A 21,068-nucleotide genomic window follows, 5' to 3' on the forward strand; every position below is an offset into this window, starting at 1 on the left:
GTGCTTCTATTTCGTATTGATTTTGTGCCCAGGGGCATGATTACGGTTAATCTGCATAAAATCCACAGACAGTAATTTGTTTAGCTGCTGTTGCTTCATGCGGTTCGGCATGATTCTCATGCAAAAATTTCGCATTCCTATCAAAAATGGATTTTCCCATTGTGCAATTGTGCCTATCCTCCAGGATGTATTGCAAATATAATTAACCCGATCCAATCGCCTTTTTTCGAATTGTTGGAAGGCTAAGGTAACCGAAGCTGCTGTTTGTAGCTCGTCCATCAGTACAGCGACATCTTCAATAGCCTGACAAGCTCCCTGCCCCAAGTTTGGGGTCGTGGCATGTCCGGCATCACCAAGCAACAGTATATTGTCAAATGCAAGCTGCTCAAGCGGTGCGATGTCGATAATATCATTTGCAATCAATTGACTATCGCTAGTCTCAGACAGGATCGTTGGAATAGGGGGATGATAGTCGCTGAAGTTGTCGAGCAGCTCCCTTGTTTTCCAATTTTTTAAAACTGGATTTTGTGCAGATGAATTAATGCAAGCGTACCAATAAATCCGGTTATTGACAAGTGGGGTCATTCCAAAACGTCCTTTCGCACCCCAGGTTTCCGTCCCTTTGTTGAGTTGTATGCTGCTATTGTCAATGGTGGCCCGCCAGCAGGTGTAACCAGAATAACGTGGTGCCGAACCGGGTATAAGTTGCTGCCGTAGGGGGGAGTGTACACCATCAGCAATTAAAAGGGCATGTCCGTTTGTATCGCTTCCATCGGCGAAATAAACTCGAATCTCTTCACCCTGTCGTTCGAAGGAAACAGCGCGTTTGCCCAGGTGGATCTGTGTGGTTGGGATTTTGGATAATAGAAATTGATGCAGGTCTGCCCGATGGATAGCGAAGTTGTCCTGTTGATATTTTCGGCTGATTGATCTGGTATCTGGTTCAACCAATATATTTCCCTTTTGATCCAAGACATGGTAGGATGCAAGATAATGTCCTATCGGAACGATTTCATCTTTCAATCCCAAATACGCTAAAGCCTGCATGGCATTGGCTGCAAGGCCAAATCCAGCACCTATGCCTTTAAGCTCAGCAGCACTTTCATATACCTGTGCTTCAATGCCCAGCTTTGCAAGCCCGATTGCAGCACATAATCCCGCGATACCTCCACCAACGATAATAAATGTGCTGTCTGCCGCCCGCATATTAAAGACTATTTGCTATTTCATTTGTTAAGCCCACAAAATCATCTACCGTCAGTCGCTCTGCTCGTAGTTCGTAGAGTGGATTATCGGACATTTTATCTTTGGGAACAACGCCTGAGAGTGAATTCCGGAGGGTTTTACGACGTTGGTTGAAACCTGCTTTCACAACGCGCCAAAACAGTTTCTCATCGCAGGCCAATTGATCCCGTTCATTGCGGGTCATGCGAATAACGCCTGACAATACCTTTGGAGGCGGATTAAATGCTCCCGCCTTGACGGTAAATAGGTATTCTACCTTATAGTAAGCCTGTAAAAAGACACTTAATATGCCATATTCCTTACTGCCCGCTTTAGCCGTACAGCGTTCAGCCACTTCTTTTTGGAACATACCTGTCATCTGAACGACACGTTGACGTTCATCCAAAATTTTAAAGAGAATTTGAGAAGATATGTTGTAGGGAAAATTGCCAATAACGGCCATTTTCTCGCCGAAGTATTGTGAAAAATCAAGGTTTAGGAAATCCCCATGGATTAACCTTTTGCCCAATTGGGGATATTTGTCATCCAAATAAGCGATGGATTCATCATCCACATCGATTAAATAGGTTTCGTATTCCTCTTTCTGCAACAGAAAATCCGAAAGTACTCCCATCCCTGGACCGACTTCAAGCACTTGGCTAAAACCCAATTTAGGATCCAATGCTTCCACAATCTTTTGTGCAGCATTTTTATCGTTTAAGAAATGCTGTCCTAAATGTTTTTTTGCTCTTACTGTACTCATGTTGCAAAAGTAATGAAAATTAAAAATTAAAAGTCAGAAATTAGAAGTCAGCAGTGAAAAGCTAAGCGTTAAAAAAGAGCAACGGGCAAAGAACAAGGATAAAGGACAATACCTAATACTAAAAAAAAAATCCCTATTTTTGAATCAAAGCATTTAAACAGAATGAGCGATAAATTAAAAATCGGAATTACCGTAGGCGATATTAACGGCATTGGACTTGAAGTAATCATTAAATCTTTGGTGGATCAACGTTTGTGTGACTTCTTTACACCAGTGGTTTATGGAAACACAAAGGTTGCTTCTTTTCATCGTAAAGCGATCGGCGTAAATGATTTTAGCTTTAATGTTATTAATGATGCTGAGCAGGCGCATTCCAAAAGAGCAAATATGATCAATTGCTGGCAGGAAGACGTCAAGATTTCGCTGGGTGAAGAAAACGAAATTGGCGGTAAATATGCTTTCTTGTCCTTAGAGAAAGCTGTTGAAGATCTAAAAGCGGGTAAAATCGATGCTTTGGTGACGGCTCCAATTAATAAGCACAACATCCAGCAGGAAGGATTTCAATTTCCAGGGCATACCGAATACTTGCAAGCCAAAGTTGGAGCCGATGATGTATTGATGTTTATGGTATGTGATGAACTGCGTATCGGCGTGGTGACCGGTCATATTCCTTTACATGAGGTTGCTGCTCAAATTACCGAAGAGGCCATTCTTAAAAAACTTGCTTTGATGAATGATTCGCTGAAGAAAGATTTTTGGGTAGAAAAGCCTAAAATAGCTGTTTTAGGGCTCAATCCACATGCGGGAGATCATGGCATTATTGGTACCGAAGATGATCAGATCATCAGGCCTACCGTAGAAAAGGCCAACGAACTGGGGATCTTCTGTTTTGGTCCTTATCCGGCCGATGGATTTTTCGCGAAAGGGGCATATGAGAAATTTGATGCGGTGTTGGCGATGTACCATGACCAAGGGTTGATTCCTTTTAAACATATCGCTAAAGGTGCCGGTGTAAATTATACCGCTGGTCTACCTATCGTAAGAACCTCGCCAGATCATGGCACAGGATATGATATTGCCGGAAAAAATCTAGCTTCCGAAAGTTCTTTTGTAGAAGCTATTTTTTCTGCATTGCATATTGTAAAGCGTCGCCGTGAACAAGCTGAATTGCTTAAAAATCCACTTGCTTTCCGTAAATTATCCAAAGATAGGGATTAGGGAAAAAATTGTTACTTTTGCAAACTGTTTGGTTTTTTACCTGCTGTTTTGACTATGTACGATAATTTACAACATCCAATCTTTACCATCATTAAGGAACTCGCCGAGACAACACATACCGAATGTTATGTCATTGGTGGGTATGTCCGCGACTATATCATGAAGCGTCCTTTTAAGAATGATGTGGATATTGTTGTTGTCGGGAGTGGAATTGAATTTGCGACTTCACTGGGTGAAAAGCTACATACTAAAGTTGCCGTATATAAGAATTTCGGCACAGCAATGCTTGTGTATGAGGGCCTCAATGTGGAATTTGTGGGTGCTCGAAGGGAATCCTACCGCGCGAATTCGCGCAAGCCTATCGTAGAAGATGGCTCCCTATCCGATGATCAAAATAGACGTGATTTTACGATCAATGCAATGGCCTTTTCACTGAATAAAGCTGACTATGGTACTTTAGTCGATCCGTTCGGAGGTGTACAAGATCTTGAACAGCGGATCATTAGAACCCCCTTGGATCCGATAGAAACGTTTTCGGACGACCCATTGCGTATGATGCGCGCCATTCGATTCGCCACGCAGTTGAATTTTAAAATTGCTATCGAAGCAATTACAGCAATTACCGATACCAAAGAGCGGATACAAATTATTTCCAAAGAGCGGATTATTGATGAAATCAATAAGATTATTCTTTCCCCAAAACCTTCGGTAGGATTCAAATACTTGTTTGATACCGGTCTATTGGAATTGATATTTCCGGCGATGTATAATCTACATGGTGTGGATATTATTGATGGCAAGGGGCATAAAGATAATTTCTATCATACGTTGGAAGTCCTTGATAATGTATGCGAATTATCAGATGATCTCTGGTTACGTTGGGCGGCGATTATGCATGATATTGCTAAACCAGCAACGAAACGTTTCGATAAAAAGCTCGGCTGGACTTTTCATGGCCATGAAGATCGTGGTGCCCGGATGGTTCCCAAGCTATTTGCTGAATTGAAGCTTCCGCTCCACGAGAAAATGAAATTTGTTCAGAAGCTGGTACAATTGCATCTTCGGCCGATTGTATTGGCACAAGATATTGTAACAGATTCGGCCGTACGCCGTTTGTTATTTGAGGCTGGTGACGACATTGAAGCACTGATGATGCTGTGCCATGCGGATGTGACAACAAAGAATGAGTTTAAAAAGAAAAAATATCGACAGAATTTTGAACTTGTCAAACAAAAACTGAAGGATGTCGAAGAGCGGGACAAGGTGCGAAATTGGCAGCCACCAATCAGTGGGGAGGATATTATGCTCTTATTCGGCTTGGCACCAGGACGTACCGTTGGACAGCTTAAAAATTTGATTCGTGAAGCTATTCTGGAGGGCGAGATTCCAAACTCCCGAATAGAAGCCTATCAATTTCTGGTTCAAAAAGCAGTGGAAATGAACTTGACAATCAAACAAGAAATCCCATTGGAAATTTCCAATTCTTAAAATATAGTATTATTTTTAAAAAGGTTAAAAGAAGAAAATAGTAGAGATGGCAATTTATAGATTTAGAGTTACTTTTGAAGATTATGAAGATGTGTACCGTGAGATTGACATGCCTTCTAAAAGTACATTTATAGACCTACATGAGGAAATCCATAAATCGACAGGATATAATGCAGATGCATCTTCCTCTTTTTATGTAAGTAATGATCAATGGAAAAAGGGAACTGAAATTGCATTCAAGCCTACTCAACGTAAAAAAGATGCTGAGGTATTGTTGATGGAGAATATCCGTTTAAGCAAGTTTATTGATGACCCACATCAGAAATTTTACTACGTTTACAATTTTGATCGCCCTTATGACTTTCAGGTTGAATTGATCAAGATTTTGAAAGAAGAGGACGGAAAGGTTTATCCTGCTTTATTTAAATCTATTGGACAGGTTCCTAAGACGATGACTGCGGCTAATTTCCCGGTAGCAGATGCTCTTGAAGAGGATGAATTTGTAGAGGAAGATGATACGCAATATGGTGTGGATGATGAAGATGAATTGGATGGCTTCGATAGTGATGGTGACGACGAGGAAGAGGGGGAAGAAGGTGAAGAGCGTGAAGAATCCACTGGCTACGAAGACGAATATTAATTAAGAAGACTTTAGAGGTTGTTTCAGCTTTTAAAGTGTTAAAATATGGCAAATAGAAAAACATTGATAGCCATTGTGGGGCCAACAGCTGTTGGTAAGACTGCAATGGCTATTTCATTGGCACAATATTTTAAAACAGCAATAATTTCTGCAGATTCTCGTCAGTTTTACCGAGAGATGTCCATTGGTACTGCAAAGCCAGATCCAGAGGAATTAGCTGCTGCTCCCCACTATTTTATTGATTCGCATACGATTACACAGGATTATTCTGCAGGAGATTTTGAGCGTGAGGCGTTGCTGAAGTTAGAAGAACTATTTCAATTAAATGACGTCGTGATTATGGTAGGCGGCTCTGGCTTATTTGTGCGGGCGCTTTGCGAAGGATTGGACGATTTGCCTAAGGCAGGGGATGATGTCCGCGAGAGGCTTAATCATGAACTTGCAGTTTTAGGACTGGAAGTCTTAAAAGATCGATTGAAGAGCATCGACCCGATATATTTTGAAACGGCCGATATGGATAATCCGCAACGTGTCGTGCGGGCTCTTGAAGTTTTTGAGGCAACCGGTAAACCGATGTCTTTCTACCACAAGAAAGATGTTGAGAGAAGGCCTTTTGATGTCCTTACGATAGGGCTGAATATGGACCGGGCGAAGTTGTACGAAAGGATCAATTCGCGTATAGATCTGATGATGACCAAAGGCTTACTGGATGAAGTGAAAGCTTTATTTCCTTTCAAGACGAAACCTGCTCTGCTTACAGTAGGTTATGCGGAATTGTTTGATTATCTTGATGGTAAGCAGTCTTTGGAGGAAGCAATAGCGAAAATCAAGCAGAACTCTAGGCGTTACGCCAAAAGACAGATCACCTGGTTTAAAAAATATGGTCGTACACATTGGTTTCTAGCCCATGAGACTGCAGCTATTATTGAATTTATCCAAAAGGAACTGGCTGGGCACATCCATAGGGATGCGGTGAGGTAGGGTTTTGTAAAAGTTATACGAATAGGAAATAAAAAAGCCTTGGTTATGAATAACCAAGGCTTTTTTATTTTTCCTGGAGGACTATTTTACTAGATAGTTCCATCCATATGGATCTTCTACTTTGCCGTAGCGTAAATCATTAAGGTAATTCAAAACACGATTTGAAAATTCGCGGCCTTCGACTGGCGGCAAATTATAATCCTGTCCTTCAAAACCGATACGGCTGATATCTGTAATGGTGGCTGCAGTGCCCGCTGCGAAAGCTTCTGTCACGATACCTGCTTTTATACCATCAATTAGTTCTTGTACAGATACCTTTCTCTGCTCCGTTTTATAGCCCCATTTTTCTGCCAATTCCATGATTGTCCGACGCGTAACACCATGTAGGATTGTGTCGCCATGTGGAGTGATGATCGTATCTCCAATGCGGAAAATAAGATTCGCTGTACCGGCTTCTTCAATGTATTTGTGCTCGGAAGCATCAGTCCACATAATTTGGTCATAACCTTCATCATTTGCCAATTGTGTTGGATAAAGTGATAGCGCATAGTTACCGGCATTCTTAGAAAAACCGACACCACCTTCAGCAGCGCGTGTGTAGTAAGTTTCTACTTTTAAACTAATTGCTTTGCTGTAATATGCGCCAACTGGACCTGTGATAACAATAAATTTGTATGATTTAGAAGGGTGCACACCTAATGCTGCTTCTGTTGCGAACATAAAAGGGCGTATATACAAGGATGAGCCTTCTTTTGCTGGAATCCAATTGCGGTCGATGTCCAATAGCTTGCTTAAGCCATCCATAAAAATCTCTTCAGGTACCTCGGGCATTTGTAAACGAGCTGCAGATTTGTTGAATCTTTCCCAGTTCCTGTCCGGACGGAAAATGCTTACTGTTCCATCGGCAAATTTATAAGCTTTGATTCCTTCGAAGATCGCTTGACCATAATGTAAAGCGGACATTGAAGGGCTAATACTGATATCTCCATAAGGAACGATGCTGACATCTTTCCATTCACCGTCATCATAGTTTGCGACCAGCATGTGGTCGGATAAAATCTTTCCGAATTTTAGATTGTCGAAATCTACTTGCGAGAGTCTTGAATTTTGAGTTGGCTCTACGCGAATTGAATAGTTCTCTGTCGCGTTCATCTTATTTTTTAATTACATAGGCTAAGTTAGGAAAAAAATGAAATATAAGTCGCACGTATAGCTGGATAATTTGCAGGTATGGATATGCCTTTTATTTCGGACAGTTGTTCCCCATTTTACTACACTTTTTTTTGAAATGGAAGAATTTCGATGCATTTTTTAATGCGCATAAGTATTCATAATTAATAGTGTTAATTTTTTATTAATTAATGTCGGGTTTCAATAGTATGGCATAAAGTTTGGCTGTAAAGGATGCAACCATTTTGATGGGCTTTGTGGTTTGCAGTAACGCTATAAAATCACTTATCATAAAATAAACTAAGTATGGAATTGACTCACAGTCTTGACAAAGGTAATGAAGTAACATCTGGCGATGTACACACATTGTTACCGCGTGACGTTGAAGTTCAGAAGAAAGGTATTTCGATGAATTTTATCCTCGGTTTTTTTGTGTTTTTATATAAAACAGCAATTAAACCCTAACAAACCTCCACAATTGTGTAAGCTTTTGGGCTTATCACATCAAATGAACTCGCAGTAGTTTTTTCAACAACGATTGGATACCATGAGATTAGCCAAAATAAAAAGTCCTGGAAATTTTGGCTAATCTCCAGCCGGAGGCTAGGCTATTATTTCGGCCGTATGCTTCATCATGTTTCATGTTGTATCATGAAGTAATCATACTTAATGTATCATTTAGCTAGCGAGTAGTTTTAAGAGCGGGTCGATATATTCGCGATTATTACTCAATCTAGGAACCTTATTTTGCCCCCCGAGCTTACCGCGTGATTTCATCCATTTGTAAAATGTATCTTCGGGTGCATTATGAACGATGGGCTGGCGGAGAGCCATATCTTTAAAACGCTTGGCGTCATAATCCGAATTGATTTCACGGAGCTTCGCGTCTAATATTTCACAGAAACGCTTAAAATCATTGGGTTGTTGTTCAAATTCGATCACCCATTCATGTGCGCCAGCTTGGGCATCTTTAAAATATACCGGTCCTGCCGTATAATCTTTTATTCGAGCTTGAGTCAGTTTGCTCGCTTCGGCCAGTGCCTGTTCGGCATTGTCGACGATAACTTCTTCCCCAAAAGTATTAATGTATTGTTTGGTGCGTCCGGAGATCTGAAAACGATAAGGGGATAATGATGTAAATTTTATGGTATCCCCGATTTTATAACGCCAAAGACCTGCGTTGGTCGAGATGATCAATGCATAATTTTTACCTAGTTCAACCTGATCCAAGCGTAGCGTTGACGGATTTTCTTCCTGCATTCGCTCTGTAGGTAAAAACTCGTAATAAATACCATAATCCAACATGAGTAGGAGATCTTCCGAATCAGATTGGTCCTGTAAACCAAAATAGCCTTCTGAAGCATTATAATTCTCCAAATAATACATGTTGTCTGACGGGATCAATTTTTGGAATTGTTCACGGTAAGGTTTGAAGCTCACGCCCCCGTGTCCATAAAATTCGAGATTTGGCCATATCTCCAGTAAGTTGTCTTTACCTGTAATTTCAAGTATACGTTTGGCCATAACGATATTCCAAGTGGGTACACCTGCCAGGCTCGTTACGTTTTCTTTAAGCGTGATTTGAGCAATTTGCTCAATTTTTTCTTCAAAGTTTGGGTTTAAAGTTACTTCCATATTTGGTGTCCGTTTAAATTCGGCCCAAAAAGGCAGATTCCGAATGAGAATCGACGAAAGATCACCATAATAGGAATCTGGACTAAAATTGTTTATTTGTGAAGAACCACCGATAACCACCGATTTCCCTGTAAATACACGGTTTTCGGGCCTATTATGGCAATAGATTGTCAACATATCCTTCCCCCCCTGGAAGTGGCATTCTTCGAGTGCTTCTTCACTGACTGGAATAAATTTGCTTCGATCTGAGGTAGTGCCCGAAGACTTCGCAAACCATTTGATATCCGATGGCCACAGAATATTTTGCTCACCTTTAATCATACGATCAACATAACCCTTAATATCGTCGTAGTCCTGTATAGGGACACGTTCTTTGAAAATTTCAGGCGTTAATATACTTGTGTAATCGTATTTTTTTCCCCATTCTGTTGCTTCCGCAGTGGCAATTAAACTTTGAAACCATTCTTCTTGAACATCATGCGGATATTTCATGAAAAGTTCAATCTGGTGAATTCTTTTTTTCATGAACCAAGTAAAAATGGAATTTAATAAGGCCATAGGGGAGGTTTGTCTTTAATTTTTAAAATTTTTTCCTTCTTAACTCAAAATGTCGACCGAGATAAAATTTACGGGCAAGCTCATTATCCGCAATCTCCTCAGGTGTACCCGTCAGCATAATCTTTCCTTCGGTTAGCAGATAGGCCCTATCGGTGATTGATAATGTTTCCTGCACGTTGTGATCGGTAATTAAGATGCCGATATTACGGGTTTTGAGTTTGGCCACAATCGTCTGAATTTCTTCCACGGCGATTGGGTCGACCCCTGCAAAAGGTTCATCCAAAAGAATAAAGGATGGATTTGCAGCTAATGCCCGCGCAATTTCGGTACGTCGACGTTCGCCACCAGATAACAAATCACCTCTGTTTTTACGGACACGGTGTAGGCTGAATTCTGTGAGTAGTTCTTCCAGTTTTGCCAAACGTTCTTCTTTATTCGGATAGTGTATTTCTAATACAGCCAGGATGTTGTTTTCCACAGAAAGCTTCCGGAAGACCGATGCTTCCTGAGCGAGATAACCTATCCCTCGTTGAGCGCGTTGGTACATCGCATCTTGCGTAATTTCCTGATCGTCGAGAAATACCTTCCCTTCATTGGGCTTAATAAGACCAACGATCATATAGAAAGAGGTCGTTTTTCCAGCTCCGTTCGGGCCCAATAACCCGACGATCTCTCCCTGCTCTACAAAGAAAGAAACATCGTTGACAACGGTGCGCTGTTTATACTTTTTGATAAGATGCTCTGCCTTTAAAATCATCTTCGTGGAATATCTATTGTTGTGTAAATATATTTAATATCTTCTTACTCTTGCAATACTAATACTTAATCCCTTTGATGTTTAGCTGTAAGTTCTTTTTGTTGCGCCACACATTCTCTTCGATGCTGTAGCAGATATCGAAACTTTGTCCAGAATTGATATGCGTGATATGCTCTGCCAATCCAAAACCAATGCAGTCAAATGCCGGAGAGTCTTCCTGCACAACGGTCATCTTAAGATGATTGGTACCTACTATAAAGGCTTGTCCTACTGCATTTACCTTTTTACTGAGGAAAATAGGGGATTCATTTTGGGGACCGAATGGTTCAAATTGCTGGAGAATACGGAAAAACTTAGCGTCGATATCTTTCAGTGCTAACTTGGCATCGATCAAAATTTCTTGCGTCAGCATTTCTGGACTGATACGTCGTGATACCACTTCTTCAAAACGATCTTGGAAGAGGGTGACATTATCTAAGGACATGGTTAGTCCGGCAGCATATTTATGTCCGCCGAATTGTTCCAATAGATCGGCGCATTCGCTTAACGCTTCATATAAATCAAAACCCAATACCGAACGGCAGGAACCGGCGATATGACCATTTGTTTCGGTCAATATAATTGTCGGTCGGTAATATTTTTCGGTCAGACGGGAAGCGACAATCCCAATGACGCCTTTGTGCCAGTCGGCTTTATACAGTACGGTGGATTTGCGGCTTTTAAGTAGAGCGTTATCTTCAATGAGAGCCAACGCTTCTTCTGTGATTCTGAGATCGAAGTCTTTCCGCACATTGTTTTGATCATCAATGCTCGAACTGAAGTCTTTTGCTTCTTGCAGTGATTTGGAAATCAAAAGTTTGACGGCGTCCTTGGCATGATCTATTCTGCCCGCGGCATTTATTCGGGGGCCAATCTGGAACACGATGTCATTAACGGTAAAAATCTTCGTTCGGTTATTCGATAAGTCAATCAGCGCCTTCAATCCAACACAGGGATTCGTATTAAGTTTAATGAGGCCAAAGTGGCTGAGTATCCTGTTTTCACCGGTAATAGGAACAATGTCCGAAGCGATACTTACAGCGACGAGATCCAAAAACTGATAGCAGGCATTGATATCCATGCCGTTTGTCAATATAAAAGCCTGAATAATCTTAAAGCCGATTCCACAACCTGAAAGTTCTTTATAGGGATATTCACAGTCTACACGCTTGGGATCTAATACAGCATAAGCTTGAGGAAGCTCTTCCCCCGGAAGGTGATGGTCTCCGATAATGAAATCAATCCCCTTGCTGTTTGCGTAGTCTATTTTATCGATTGCCTTGATACCGCAGTCTAATGCGATAATTAAGCTGAAACCGTTTGCTGCGGCGTAGTCGATTCCTTGCGTCGAGATGCCATAGCCTTCGGCATAGCGGTCTGGAATGTAAAACTCCAGCTGGCTATGGAATTCCCTGAAAAAACTATAAACAACGGCTACAGCGGTTGTACCATCCACGTCATAGTCACCATAGATCAGAATTTTTTCTTTATTACCAATAGCCTGAATAATACGTGTAATGGCTTTTTCCATGTCACGCATCAAAAATGGATCGTGCAAATCCGATAATTGAGGTCTAAAAAACTGTTTAGATTCGTCAAAAGTCTCAATCCCTCTGCTCGCGAGCAACTCTGCCAATACAGGGTTTATGTTTAATTCCTCGCGCAGTTTATTGGTTATTTTGACATCAGTTTTAGATTTTAGTACCCATCTTTTTTGCATATCTTTGCACAATATTTTAAGTGTAAATATACGTTTTAAGGCTGGACTTACCTAATTCCTAAACCGGGTATTGATTCGCTGTTGCTTAACGTGCATATTCCCAATGTTTTAAATATGGTACAGGCTTATTCTTTATACGAAGGTTCTTTTTCGGTAGATAAAAGCAGAAAATTTGTTCCCTTTGATCCGTCACTAGATGACCCTCAGGACCGTCCGGGCGCTATGTTTATTGATGTTCATCCTTTCTTGATCCAAACCAATGCCGGACTCGTACTCTGTGATACTGGGCTTGGTTATACGGATAAAAATGGGCGGTTACAGCTGTATGATAACTTACATAAATTAGGATACCGGCCTGATGATGTAAAATATGTATTGATGTCCCATTTGCATAAAGATCATGCCGGTGGCATGGTGACATTTGAAAGTGGAACAGGTCGGACTGCATTTCCGGAGGCCGAATACATTGTGCAACGAGGTGAATGGGAAGATGCCTACTCGGGAATTTCCACTTCATACCGGACCGAGATTTTTGATGTGATTCAACGCAGCGGAAATTTGGTACTGGTGGAAGGTGAGGGGAAAATAAATGATGAAATCAGCTATGCGCTTAATGGTGGACATACCGCACATCACCAGGCATTTCATATTCAAACGGATGACCAGCATTATTTCTTTGGCGGAGATGTATTGCCTGAGCCCGAAGAGATTTTCCACAACTATGTGGCAAAATATGATTTTGACGGCCGGCGCTCTAAAGCGTTACGTCAGGCGTACTGGGCAGAGGGTGCCCCGGCAGGCTGGGTCTTTTTATTTTACCATTCAAAAAATATCACGATCGGGCGCAGTCAGCTCCGGGAAGATGGTACTTATAGGCTGATTGATGCTGCCTTGCGGGAATAAAAAAGGCGGATCTATTGGGTTCACGGATACCGTGCCATAGGTAAGAATGTTTGTTTCCTGTGTTCTTTTTTGCTACTTTAGGGTAATTTGCGCCTTGTGAAGACATCCTGTTAGATATTGAACGATTCGTTTAAGATTTATTTTTTGGGTAGATTTGTGTTTTAGTAGCTAAGTAAGGATGCTGTTTTTTTCTGTAAGTCTTTGTTTTATTGGCTGGAAAGCATCTTCAGTTTGCTTTCATAAAGTTCGTTTATAAAAATTATGAAGGTTTTTTTATTATTGGTATATATTTTAAAAAGAAGATTATGTCTATTGTAAGAGAGTCCGATCTGATTGGAATTGGTAAAAAATTTCAAATTGAAACCGATGCGGGAGATAACATGGTTGTTGTTATCCATGACGATGGCAGACGGGAACTTTATCGCTATGATGACGAGGAGCATGAGTCACGTTGCGTGATGACACTTAATGACGATGAGTCCCGTCAGATTGCGGGAATCATCGGTGGATTATCTTACAAGCCGAAGGCTTTGGAGACGATTGAAGTTGCTCTGGACGATTTGCGCATTGAATGGTATAAAGTAGAGGGCAAAAATGAAGGTGCAGGAAAGACAATCGGGGAGTTGGAAGTTCGTCAGCGCACTGGTGCATCAATTATTGCTGGTATACGGGATGATGATACGGTTATTAATCCAGGACCATCTTATTTGATTAGCCCAGGTACGACACTGGTTATCGCGGGGAAAAAGAATAATATTAAACTTTTAAAGGAAATTTTACTGTAATTTATGCTATCACATACCTTAATTCTGGAAATTGGAATCGCTGTAGGACTTGTTGCCATTGTTGGCCTAATTGCCAATAAGCTTAAGTTTTCTGTTATTCCTTTTTTCATCATTATAGGAATGGTTTTGGGACAGCACGCCCCACAGGTTGGCATGGTGGATTTAACATTTACAGAAAGCAAGCCCTTTATCGATTTCATGGGCCGTTTGGGGGTTTTATTCCTACTGTTCTATCTTGGTCTTGAGTTTTCAGTCAATCGGCTTATTAAGTCTGGTAAAGCCATTGTGACAGGGGGAACCATTTATGTTTTATTGAACTTTACTTCAGGACTATTGATCGGTTGGTTGATGGACATGCCATTTAAGGAAATGATGGTGCTGTGCGGTATTATGACGAGTTCCTCGACAGCTATTGTTGCAAAAGTTCTGACTGATCTCAAACGTACTGCCAACCCCGAGACAGAGGTCATCATGGGCATGATTATGTTCGATGATTTGTTTATAGCGATGCATATCTCCTTTCTTTCAGGTTTGATTCTTACGGGGAGCAGCTCTTTTTGGACGGTGGCTGGAACTTCTTTACTGGCCTTGGGTTTTATATTGGCATTTTTGATTTTAGGCAGAAAACTGGTGCCTGCAATTGATCGTTTATTGAAGGAGAAAACCTCTGAATTATTTATATTGATCATCTTTGCGCTGCTTTTTATTGTAGCGGGATTTTCCGAAACGATACACGTTGCAGAGGCTATTGGTGCATTGATGGCTGGATTGGTGCTTGCAGATTCTCAATACATTAAAAAAATTGAATCCATGGTACTGCCCTATAAAGATTTTTTTGGGGCCATGTTTTTCTTTAGTTTCGGATTATCCATTGATATTATGTCGTTAGGAGGTGCCGTTTTTTGGGCTTCGATCGCAGCGTTGGTAACCATGATGGGTAATCTTGCTTCGGGATATTTTGCGGCTAAATTTTCGGGCATGAAGCCTAAAACTTCTTTTGATATCGGCTTTACCTTATCTGCGCGGGGCGAGTTTTCTATTATCATGGCAAATATTGGTAAAGCGGGGGCTTTATTACCAGTGATCCAATCCTTCGTGGTTGTTTATGTCCTTATTCTTTCAATTGTATCGCCCCTATTAACTAAAGAGTCGCGAAAGCTGTGGAAAACACTTTTTGGAGCGGATCCCAATAGTGCTAAGCCCTTAAAGAAGCTGAGCGATCTGGAAAATAATCAGAAGCTTTAGAGTTACAAAAATCCTAATTCTAGTTTTGCTTCTTCCGACATCATGTCTTTGGTCCAAGGGGGATCAAATGTCAATTCTACCAATGCTTCTTTGATGCCTTCGATGGCAGCAACTTTTTCCTGAACTTCATTCATGATTTCGCCTGCCACCGGACAGCCTGGAGCAGTGAGTGTCATCACAATCTTTGCAATACCTTCTTCCTTCGTAATGATTTCATATACAAGTCCCAAATCTACAATATTTGCAGGTTTGAGTTCAGGATCATAAATCGATTCCAGTACAGTCTGTATCTGCGGCGCTAAACCTAGTTTATCTAATACGATGATACTCATTTATTCCGTTTTTTATCGTGAATAGCGTCCTGATAGATCGCCAATAATTTTCTTTTATTTATTTCAGGTGTAAAATTACTAAAATAGTAAGTACTGCAGGTCTTTCTTATCTCATCTTTTTCATCTTTCATTTTTGTACTCCATGCGGTCAAAGAGCGGATGATGTCATTTTTATTGTGAGGATCGAAGGTCAGCCCTGTTTTGCCGGGAGCAATCAATTCGGGAAGCGGCCCAATATTGGAGCAGAGTACGGCTGTGCCTACAGAGTAAGCTTCAAGAATTGTAATTGGCATGCCCTCGAAACAAATGGAAGGAACGAGCAATGCTTGTGCATTTGCTACCAAGGGCAAGATTTCATCCCTCTTTTTAAAGCCAAGGTAGGAAATATTAGGTTGACCCTTGATGCGTCGGTTTACTACCGCTTCGAGCGGTCCCCCGCCAATGATCTGTAGTTTAAAATCTGTCCCGATAAAAGCATCTATCAGATTTAATATGCCCTTTTCTTCTGAAAGACGACCGACGTAGATGAAGTAGGGAGGGGTAACGTTGGGCACTATTGTAGTAGGGAAGACAAAGTTTGGTTTAACAACGAATAAGTGAGGTGAAAGGTTCAGCGTAGATTTAACAAATATTTCTTTTGCAAAGGAGCTTAAATTGATGTAGCGATTTACTTTTTTCCAAGTCCCAATTTTACGGTGAACCCAATAATTCAAAGCTAGGATAAATGTTTTTACCGTAGAGTTATTGAATGCTTTTTGTCGCACAGCAGTCCAAGGGAAGTTCTCATGGATTGAGTCCAAAAAAAGGTGATTGTGGTGATACAGCGTGGCCGATGGGCATAACAGCCGGAAGTTATGGAGCGTCATGACCTGTGGGATTCCGAGTTTGGCGATGGTACGCACGATAACTGGACCAGCTGCATAATGTGTATTATGTATGTGAACGATATCTGGTTTAAAGGTATTTATTTTTTCCTTGACACGTTGCGCAGCGAAAATATTCCAAAAGGATCCTACTGTCTGTAGGGCTCCCCTCCATCCCTTTTTATTCTGGAAAGTGACCGTGAGGACTTCATGATCCTGAGCAAGGAGGGAAGCTTCCTGCTGAAACACAGTGTCTTCACCACCAGGATCTTGGTAAAATGTATGGATAATCAGTATGCGCATAATAAAATACTTGTACAAATGTACAATTTTGGGGCGACTTCCTTTAAAGGGACAAAATTGCCATTTCTATCCGATTATTGCTATATTCGCAAGATTCGATCGTAAAGATATATGCAACATTTACAACAACTCGTGATGGAGGCGATAGAGACAAGTAAATTTCCTGAGACACCATCCAATTTATATGATCCAATACGGTATATTTTGACTTTGGGCGGAAAGCGGGTTCGACCTGTACTGACCTTGATGGCGGCCGAATTATTCGGTATGCGGGACATGGCCGATATTATACCTGCCGCCAAAGCAGTGGAGTTTTTTCACAACTTTTCGCTAATCCACGATGACCTAATGGATAAGGCTCCCTTAAGAAGAGGTAAAACGACAGTTCACGAGAAATGGGATGCGAATATTGCCATATTATCTGGAGATGGATTGTTGGTTAAAGCCTATGAGGAAATCTCAAAATGTAATCCCGTTTATCTACCTGCAACGTTGAAAATTTTAAGTAAAGTTGCCATGGAAGTATGTGAGGGCCAACAATTGGATATGGATTATGAAAGTCGGAGTTCGCTATCGATGGCTGAATATTTGGAGATGATCCGCCTGAAAACTTCCGTGTTATTGGGTGGAGCATTGCAATTAGGTGCTATTCTGTCAGGAGCAGATGAACAGCAACAGCAACTGATTTACGATTTTGGTGAGAATGTGGGTTTAGCATTCCAGTTACAAGATGATATTTTGGATGCTTACGGCGATCCGGAAACCTTTGGAAAGATCGTTGGTGGTGATATTCTGATCAATAAAAAGACGTTTTTATTGGTGAAGCTGATGGCCGTGATTTCGCAAGAAGATAAACCCATTTTGAAGAATTTGTTGGAAGCTCCTGCTGAGGATACTCCATCAAAAATAAAGGATATGCTTGCGTTGTATGGGAAATATGAAATTAAAGCAGCTGCTGATAAACTTAAGGATAGCTATACACAGCGGGCTTTTGAAAAAATGGAAGCTTTAAATGTACCAAATCATCGCAAGGAACCGTTATTAGTTTTAGCAAATAACCTTTTGGTGCGGCAGCAATAAGTATTAATTCTTTTAAAATTTGTATCTTGCCGTTAAATGGTTATTTTATTATAAAATAATTAAGTAAATTTTTAGATTACGTTCATGGAGCCTTTAAAGATCACCGTATTTCAAGCATACCTATTCTGGGAAAATATAGAGAAGAATCTAAATAATCTCGCGTTGAGGCTTTCTGCATTGCGCGAAAAAACGGATGTTATTATTCTTCCTGAGATGTTTAATACAGGCTTCACCAATAATGTTAAGAAATGTGCCGAACCCGCAAACGGACCTACCACAAGATGGCTATTTGAGATGGCTAGTTCGCTTAATTGTGTTGTCGCAGGTTCTTTAATCATTGAAGATGGTGGGAAATATTATAATCGTTTTGTGTGGATGTTTCCGGATGGCAAATATGTAAAATATGACAAACGCCATCTCTTTGGATTATCGAAAGAAAATGAATACTTCGAACCGGGCAATGAACGCATTTTAGTAGATATCAAAGGCTGGAAAATTTGTCCAATGATCTGTTATGATCTTAGATTCCCTGTTTGGTCTAAAAATCAAAATGGTGCATATGATATTTTAGTATATACGGCCAGCTGGCCTGACAAGCGATCTGCGCATTGGAGAGCCCTTATTCCAGCACGTGCGATAGAAAATCAAGCCTATGTTGTTGGTGTAAACCGCGTTGGGCATGACGGTAATGATGTTTATTATTCTGGCGGTTCGATGTGTATATCTCCTTTAGGGGATGTAGTGTATTACAAACCGGAAGATGAAGACTTATATACATTTACCTTAAATCCCAATGATTTACTGGAAGCTCGTGAGAAATTCCCTTTCTTGAAAGACTCTGATTCGTTTACTATCAGCTAACTCCCTTTTAATTAGGTATAATTGCAAGCAATAATTTTGGTCGTATACTTTTTATTTGCTAAATTCAATCTGGCATAAATCAAATTTTGATGATTTATCAACATCTACTGATGACATGTTGATAAATTTTGTTTGAAGAAGCTATACTAAAGCGTAATTTAGGCTAACTATTAGCCACAATACGTTTAGCTTTTTTTTACACCATATGAAAGACAGCATTTTATTGCTATAATAAGTTGCGTAAACAACCATAACCATTATTATATGTTGCACCAAGATTTAGTATCACAAGAGTATTTTTATAATTTCCTAACGGGTAAATATTCCATTGCAGTTATGCGAAGGTTACAGCGTAATCTCCGGGAGGCCGGTTTAAGCATTACTTCTGAACAATGGAGTATCATGTATAACCTTTGGGTAGAGGAGGGGCTTACCCAGCAAGAGTTAGCTATTCGTACATTTCGAGACAAGCCGAGCGTGACTCGGCTAATAAATAATTTGGAACGGGTCAATTTGGTTATTCGCGTGAATGATAAAAACGATAGACGTTCTAATCTGATCTATTTGACAAAAACGGGAAGAAAGATGAAGGATGAGGGCATGAAGCAAGCTAGAAATACAATTGAACAGGCCTTGGAAGGGCTGAACGATGATCAGATTGCTGTCTCAAATACGATTTTACATCGTGTACTCTTTAATCTAGAATAGTTTTTATGTTCGGCTCCTGAATAAGCAAGCCATAAAAAAGTCCCCTATGCTGATTTTACATAGGGGACTTTCTGTTTTATTTAAACAATATCGCTTAATCTTCGAACAGCTTACTTTCGAAATCTGTGCGGCTGTTGACCAATTTACCTTCATTTCCGAAATAAATTTCCTGAAAGCTTAGTGTCCGTATCGCATCTACTTTACGATAAAATTTATCTGCCGATACATCAGACAGTGTTTTGAATCCGCAAGCTTCCATAATTTCGACAGTAGCACGTAAGGTGTTACGATGGAACTGAGCGACACGCACATATTTATCGTTCACGTCTAGTCCTTTGTAGAGATGTGGTTGTTGTGTCGCCACGCCAACTGGGCAAACGTCTTCATTACATTTCAGTGCCTGGATGCAACCCAAAGCGAACATCATACCGCGCGCGCTATAACATGCATCTGCTCCTAGGGCGATAACTTTTAGAATGTCGAATCCAGTGACGATACGGCTGGATACGATCACTTTGATATGTTTTTTTAGACCGAAGGAAATTAAGGTTTTTGTGACAAACGCCAGTGCGTCATAGAGCGGCATACCTAAATTGTCCGTAAACTCAAGTGGCGCTGCTCCGGTACCACCTTCCGATCCATCTACAGAGATAAAATCTGGAAAAATCTGTGTATTTTGCATCGCATGACAGATATCCATAAACTCATGTTTATCTCCGATACAGATCTTAAAACCGATGGGTTTTCCACCAGACAATTCACGCATATGCTGTATGAAGTGCATCATTTCTGTTGGCGAAGAGAATGCACTATGGGCTGGAGGTGACATAACGTCTGTTCCCGGAATAACGTGACGAATGGCAGCAACCTCAGGTGTATTTTTTGCAGCTGGAAGGATACCTCCATGACCTGGTTTAGCACCTTGTGAGAGTTTCAACTCAATCATCTTCACGTTTTCACGGTTTGATTTCTCCTTGAAAAGTTCGGCATCAAATTTTCCTTCTTTATTACGGCACCCAAAATAACCTGTACCGACCTGCCAAATTAAATCACCGCCATTGTTATGATAGTCACTGATCCCCCCTTCACCGGTGTTGTGAGCAAAATTTTGAAGTGCAGCACCTTTATTTAAGGCCGTTATCGCGGTTTTGCTTAAAGCGCCGTAACTCATTGCTGAAATGTTGAACACACTTAAACTATAAGGCTTTTTACAAGCCGAGTTTCCAACCGTAGTGCGGAGGTCGTGGTTCTCGATATGACAAGGGAAAACAGAGTGCGCTGCCCATTCGTTCCCGACAGCCTGCGGATCAGTTTGCATACCAAATGCGACAGTTTCGCGTTGGTTTTTTGCACGCTGGTATACGATCGAACGCTGTCTTCTGTTAAAAGGACGTCCATCCATGTCTGATTCCCAAAAATACTGTCTCAATTCAGGACGAATTGATTCAAAAACATAACGGAAATATCCAACCAAAGGATAATTGCGCAAGATGGCATGTTTGGTTTGGAAACTATGATATAGTGCTATCAATAGCAGCGGAAATGGTATGATGAGCAGCCAAAACCAGCTTGATGTAAATATAAATCCAAATGATAAGATGATCAAATTAATCACTATCATTATTGAAAGAATGAGTTTTCTAACTTCCATAGAAAATACGATTATTTATTTTTGATTCGCTATTTTTAATTTTAGCCCAACTGATTATTATAGTACTCAATTAGCATTCCAAAACGCGCTTTTGGACGAAGCAAATGTACTAAAGTTCCCTAAGTAAATAGATATATTTACCCG

The 21,068-nt window shown here is 40.7% G+C and carries 20 protein-coding genes; 11 read left to right on the plus strand and 9 right to left on the minus strand.

The features are described from left to right. Positions 1-6: 6 nt before the first annotated feature. Positions 7-1,206 (minus strand): FAD-dependent monooxygenase, encoded by a 1,200-nt coding sequence (locus B3E00_RS02510; RefSeq protein ID WP_293936722.1) that lies wholly within the window; start codon positions 1,204-1,206, stop codon positions 7-9. A 1-nt stretch (position 1,207) separates the two neighbouring features. After that, positions 1,208-1,987 carry a 16S rRNA (adenine(1518)-N(6)/adenine(1519)-N(6))-dimethyltransferase RsmA gene (rsmA, locus tag B3E00_RS02515; RefSeq protein ID WP_209580418.1) on the minus strand — a complete coding sequence of 260 codons (780 nt, stop codon included), beginning with the start codon at positions 1,985-1,987 and terminating at the stop codon, positions 1,208-1,210. A 162-nt stretch (positions 1,988-2,149) separates the two neighbouring features. On the opposite strand from rsmA, the gene pdxA reads away from it, so the two are divergent. The 4 genes from pdxA to miaA are packed head-to-tail and all read left to right on the plus strand — an operon-like array spanning position 2,150 to position 6,314. Further along, positions 2,150-3,205, plus strand: a complete 1,056-nt coding sequence (gene pdxA, locus B3E00_RS02520) for a 4-hydroxythreonine-4-phosphate dehydrogenase PdxA (protein WP_209580420.1) — start codon at positions 2,150-2,152, stop codon at positions 3,203-3,205. A 54-nt stretch (positions 3,206-3,259) separates the two neighbouring features. After that, positions 3,260-4,693, plus strand: coding sequence for a CCA tRNA nucleotidyltransferase (locus B3E00_RS02525; protein ID WP_209580421.1), 1,434 nt, complete (start codon positions 3,260-3,262; stop codon positions 4,691-4,693). Positions 4,694-4,739: 46 nt separating this feature from the next. Next, the gene (locus B3E00_RS02530; protein ID WP_293936724.1) at positions 4,740-5,333 is read left to right on the plus strand and encodes an IS1096 element passenger TnpR family protein; all 594 of its coding nucleotides are present in this window, start codon (positions 4,740-4,742) and stop codon (positions 5,331-5,333) included. Positions 5,334-5,378: 45 nt separating this feature from the next. Next, positions 5,379-6,314, plus strand: coding sequence for a tRNA (adenosine(37)-N6)-dimethylallyltransferase MiaA (miaA, locus tag B3E00_RS02535; protein WP_293936727.1), 936 nt, complete (start codon positions 5,379-5,381; stop codon positions 6,312-6,314). Positions 6,315-6,395: 81 nt separating this feature from the next. On the opposite strand, the gene B3E00_RS02540 is transcribed toward miaA, so the two are convergent. After that, on the minus strand, positions 6,396-7,466 hold the full coding sequence (locus B3E00_RS02540) for a branched-chain amino acid aminotransferase (protein ID WP_209580427.1): 1,071 nt from the start codon (positions 7,464-7,466) through the stop codon (positions 6,396-6,398). Between the two features lie 324 nt (positions 7,467-7,790). Between B3E00_RS02540 and B3E00_RS02545 the strand changes: the two genes are divergently transcribed. Beyond that, positions 7,791-7,949 (plus strand): hypothetical protein, encoded by a 159-nt coding sequence (locus B3E00_RS02545; RefSeq protein WP_209580429.1) that lies wholly within the window; start codon positions 7,791-7,793, stop codon positions 7,947-7,949. Between the two features lie 213 nt (positions 7,950-8,162). On the opposite strand, the gene B3E00_RS02550 is transcribed toward B3E00_RS02545, so the two are convergent. The 3 genes from B3E00_RS02550 to recJ are packed head-to-tail and all read right to left on the minus strand — an operon-like array spanning position 8,163 to position 12,193. Then, the gene (locus tag B3E00_RS02550; RefSeq protein ID WP_209580431.1) at positions 8,163-9,677 is read right to left on the minus strand and encodes a GH3 auxin-responsive promoter family protein; all 1,515 of its coding nucleotides are present in this window, start codon (positions 9,675-9,677) and stop codon (positions 8,163-8,165) included. Positions 9,678-9,699: 22 nt separating this feature from the next. Further along, on the minus strand, positions 9,700-10,434 hold the full coding sequence (gene lptB, locus B3E00_RS02555; protein ID WP_209580433.1) for an LPS export ABC transporter ATP-binding protein: 735 nt from the start codon (positions 10,432-10,434) through the stop codon (positions 9,700-9,702). Between the two features lie 58 nt (positions 10,435-10,492). Then, the gene (gene recJ, locus B3E00_RS02560; protein WP_293883703.1) at positions 10,493-12,193 is read right to left on the minus strand and encodes a single-stranded-DNA-specific exonuclease RecJ; all 1,701 of its coding nucleotides are present in this window, start codon (positions 12,191-12,193) and stop codon (positions 10,493-10,495) included. Between the two features lie 114 nt (positions 12,194-12,307). Between recJ and B3E00_RS02565 the strand changes: the two genes are divergently transcribed. From B3E00_RS02565 to B3E00_RS02575, 3 genes are all read left to right on the plus strand, one after another. After that, positions 12,308-13,096, plus strand: a complete 789-nt coding sequence (locus B3E00_RS02565; protein ID WP_293883705.1) for an MBL fold metallo-hydrolase — start codon at positions 12,308-12,310, stop codon at positions 13,094-13,096. Positions 13,097-13,401: 305 nt separating this feature from the next. Then, positions 13,402-13,881 (plus strand): cation:proton antiporter regulatory subunit, encoded by a 480-nt coding sequence (locus tag B3E00_RS02570; protein WP_046672804.1) that lies wholly within the window; start codon positions 13,402-13,404, stop codon positions 13,879-13,881. Between the two features lie 3 nt (positions 13,882-13,884). Beyond that, entirely contained in the window at positions 13,885-15,126 is a 1,242-nt protein-coding gene (locus tag B3E00_RS02575; RefSeq protein WP_293883714.1) for a cation:proton antiporter, read from the plus strand. 2 nt (positions 15,127-15,128) lie between these two features. Here the strand turns inward: B3E00_RS02575 and B3E00_RS02580 are convergent, their stop codons facing one another. Together B3E00_RS02580 and B3E00_RS02585 are read right to left on the minus strand one after the other, a co-directional pair. Continuing rightward, entirely contained in the window at positions 15,129-15,458 is a 330-nt protein-coding gene (locus B3E00_RS02580) for a metal-sulfur cluster assembly factor (protein WP_209580447.1), read from the minus strand. Then, positions 15,455-16,624 (minus strand): glycosyltransferase family 4 protein, encoded by a 1,170-nt coding sequence (locus B3E00_RS02585; RefSeq protein WP_293883717.1) that lies wholly within the window; start codon positions 16,622-16,624, stop codon positions 15,455-15,457. Before B3E00_RS02585 ends, B3E00_RS02580 begins: the two co-directional genes overlap by 4 nt. A 111-nt stretch (positions 16,625-16,735) precedes the next feature. On the opposite strand from B3E00_RS02585, the gene B3E00_RS02590 reads away from it, so the two are divergent. From B3E00_RS02590 to B3E00_RS02600, 3 genes are all read left to right on the plus strand, one after another. Further along, positions 16,736-17,704: a polyprenyl synthetase family protein gene (locus B3E00_RS02590; RefSeq protein ID WP_293883719.1), complete on the plus strand. Its 969-nt coding sequence runs from the start codon at positions 16,736-16,738 to the stop codon at positions 17,702-17,704. 84 nt (positions 17,705-17,788) lie between these two features. Beyond that, the gene (locus B3E00_RS02595; protein ID WP_293883721.1) at positions 17,789-18,565 is read left to right on the plus strand and encodes an amidohydrolase; all 777 of its coding nucleotides are present in this window, start codon (positions 17,789-17,791) and stop codon (positions 18,563-18,565) included. A gap of 264 nt (positions 18,566-18,829) precedes the next feature. Next, positions 18,830-19,273, plus strand: a complete 444-nt coding sequence (locus tag B3E00_RS02600; RefSeq protein WP_293936729.1) for a MarR family winged helix-turn-helix transcriptional regulator — start codon at positions 18,830-18,832, stop codon at positions 19,271-19,273. Between the two features lie 94 nt (positions 19,274-19,367). Here the strand turns inward: B3E00_RS02600 and B3E00_RS02605 are convergent, their stop codons facing one another. Next, entirely contained in the window at positions 19,368-20,894 is a 1,527-nt protein-coding gene (locus tag B3E00_RS02605) for an FMN-binding glutamate synthase family protein (RefSeq protein ID WP_293936731.1), read from the minus strand. Positions 20,895-21,068: the final 174 nt, after the last annotated feature.

The sequence above is a fragment of the Sphingobacterium sp. UBA5996 genome (assembly GCF_002429765.1).
In the GTDB taxonomy this organism is placed as follows: Bacteria; Bacteroidota; Bacteroidia; order Sphingobacteriales; family Sphingobacteriaceae; genus Sphingobacterium.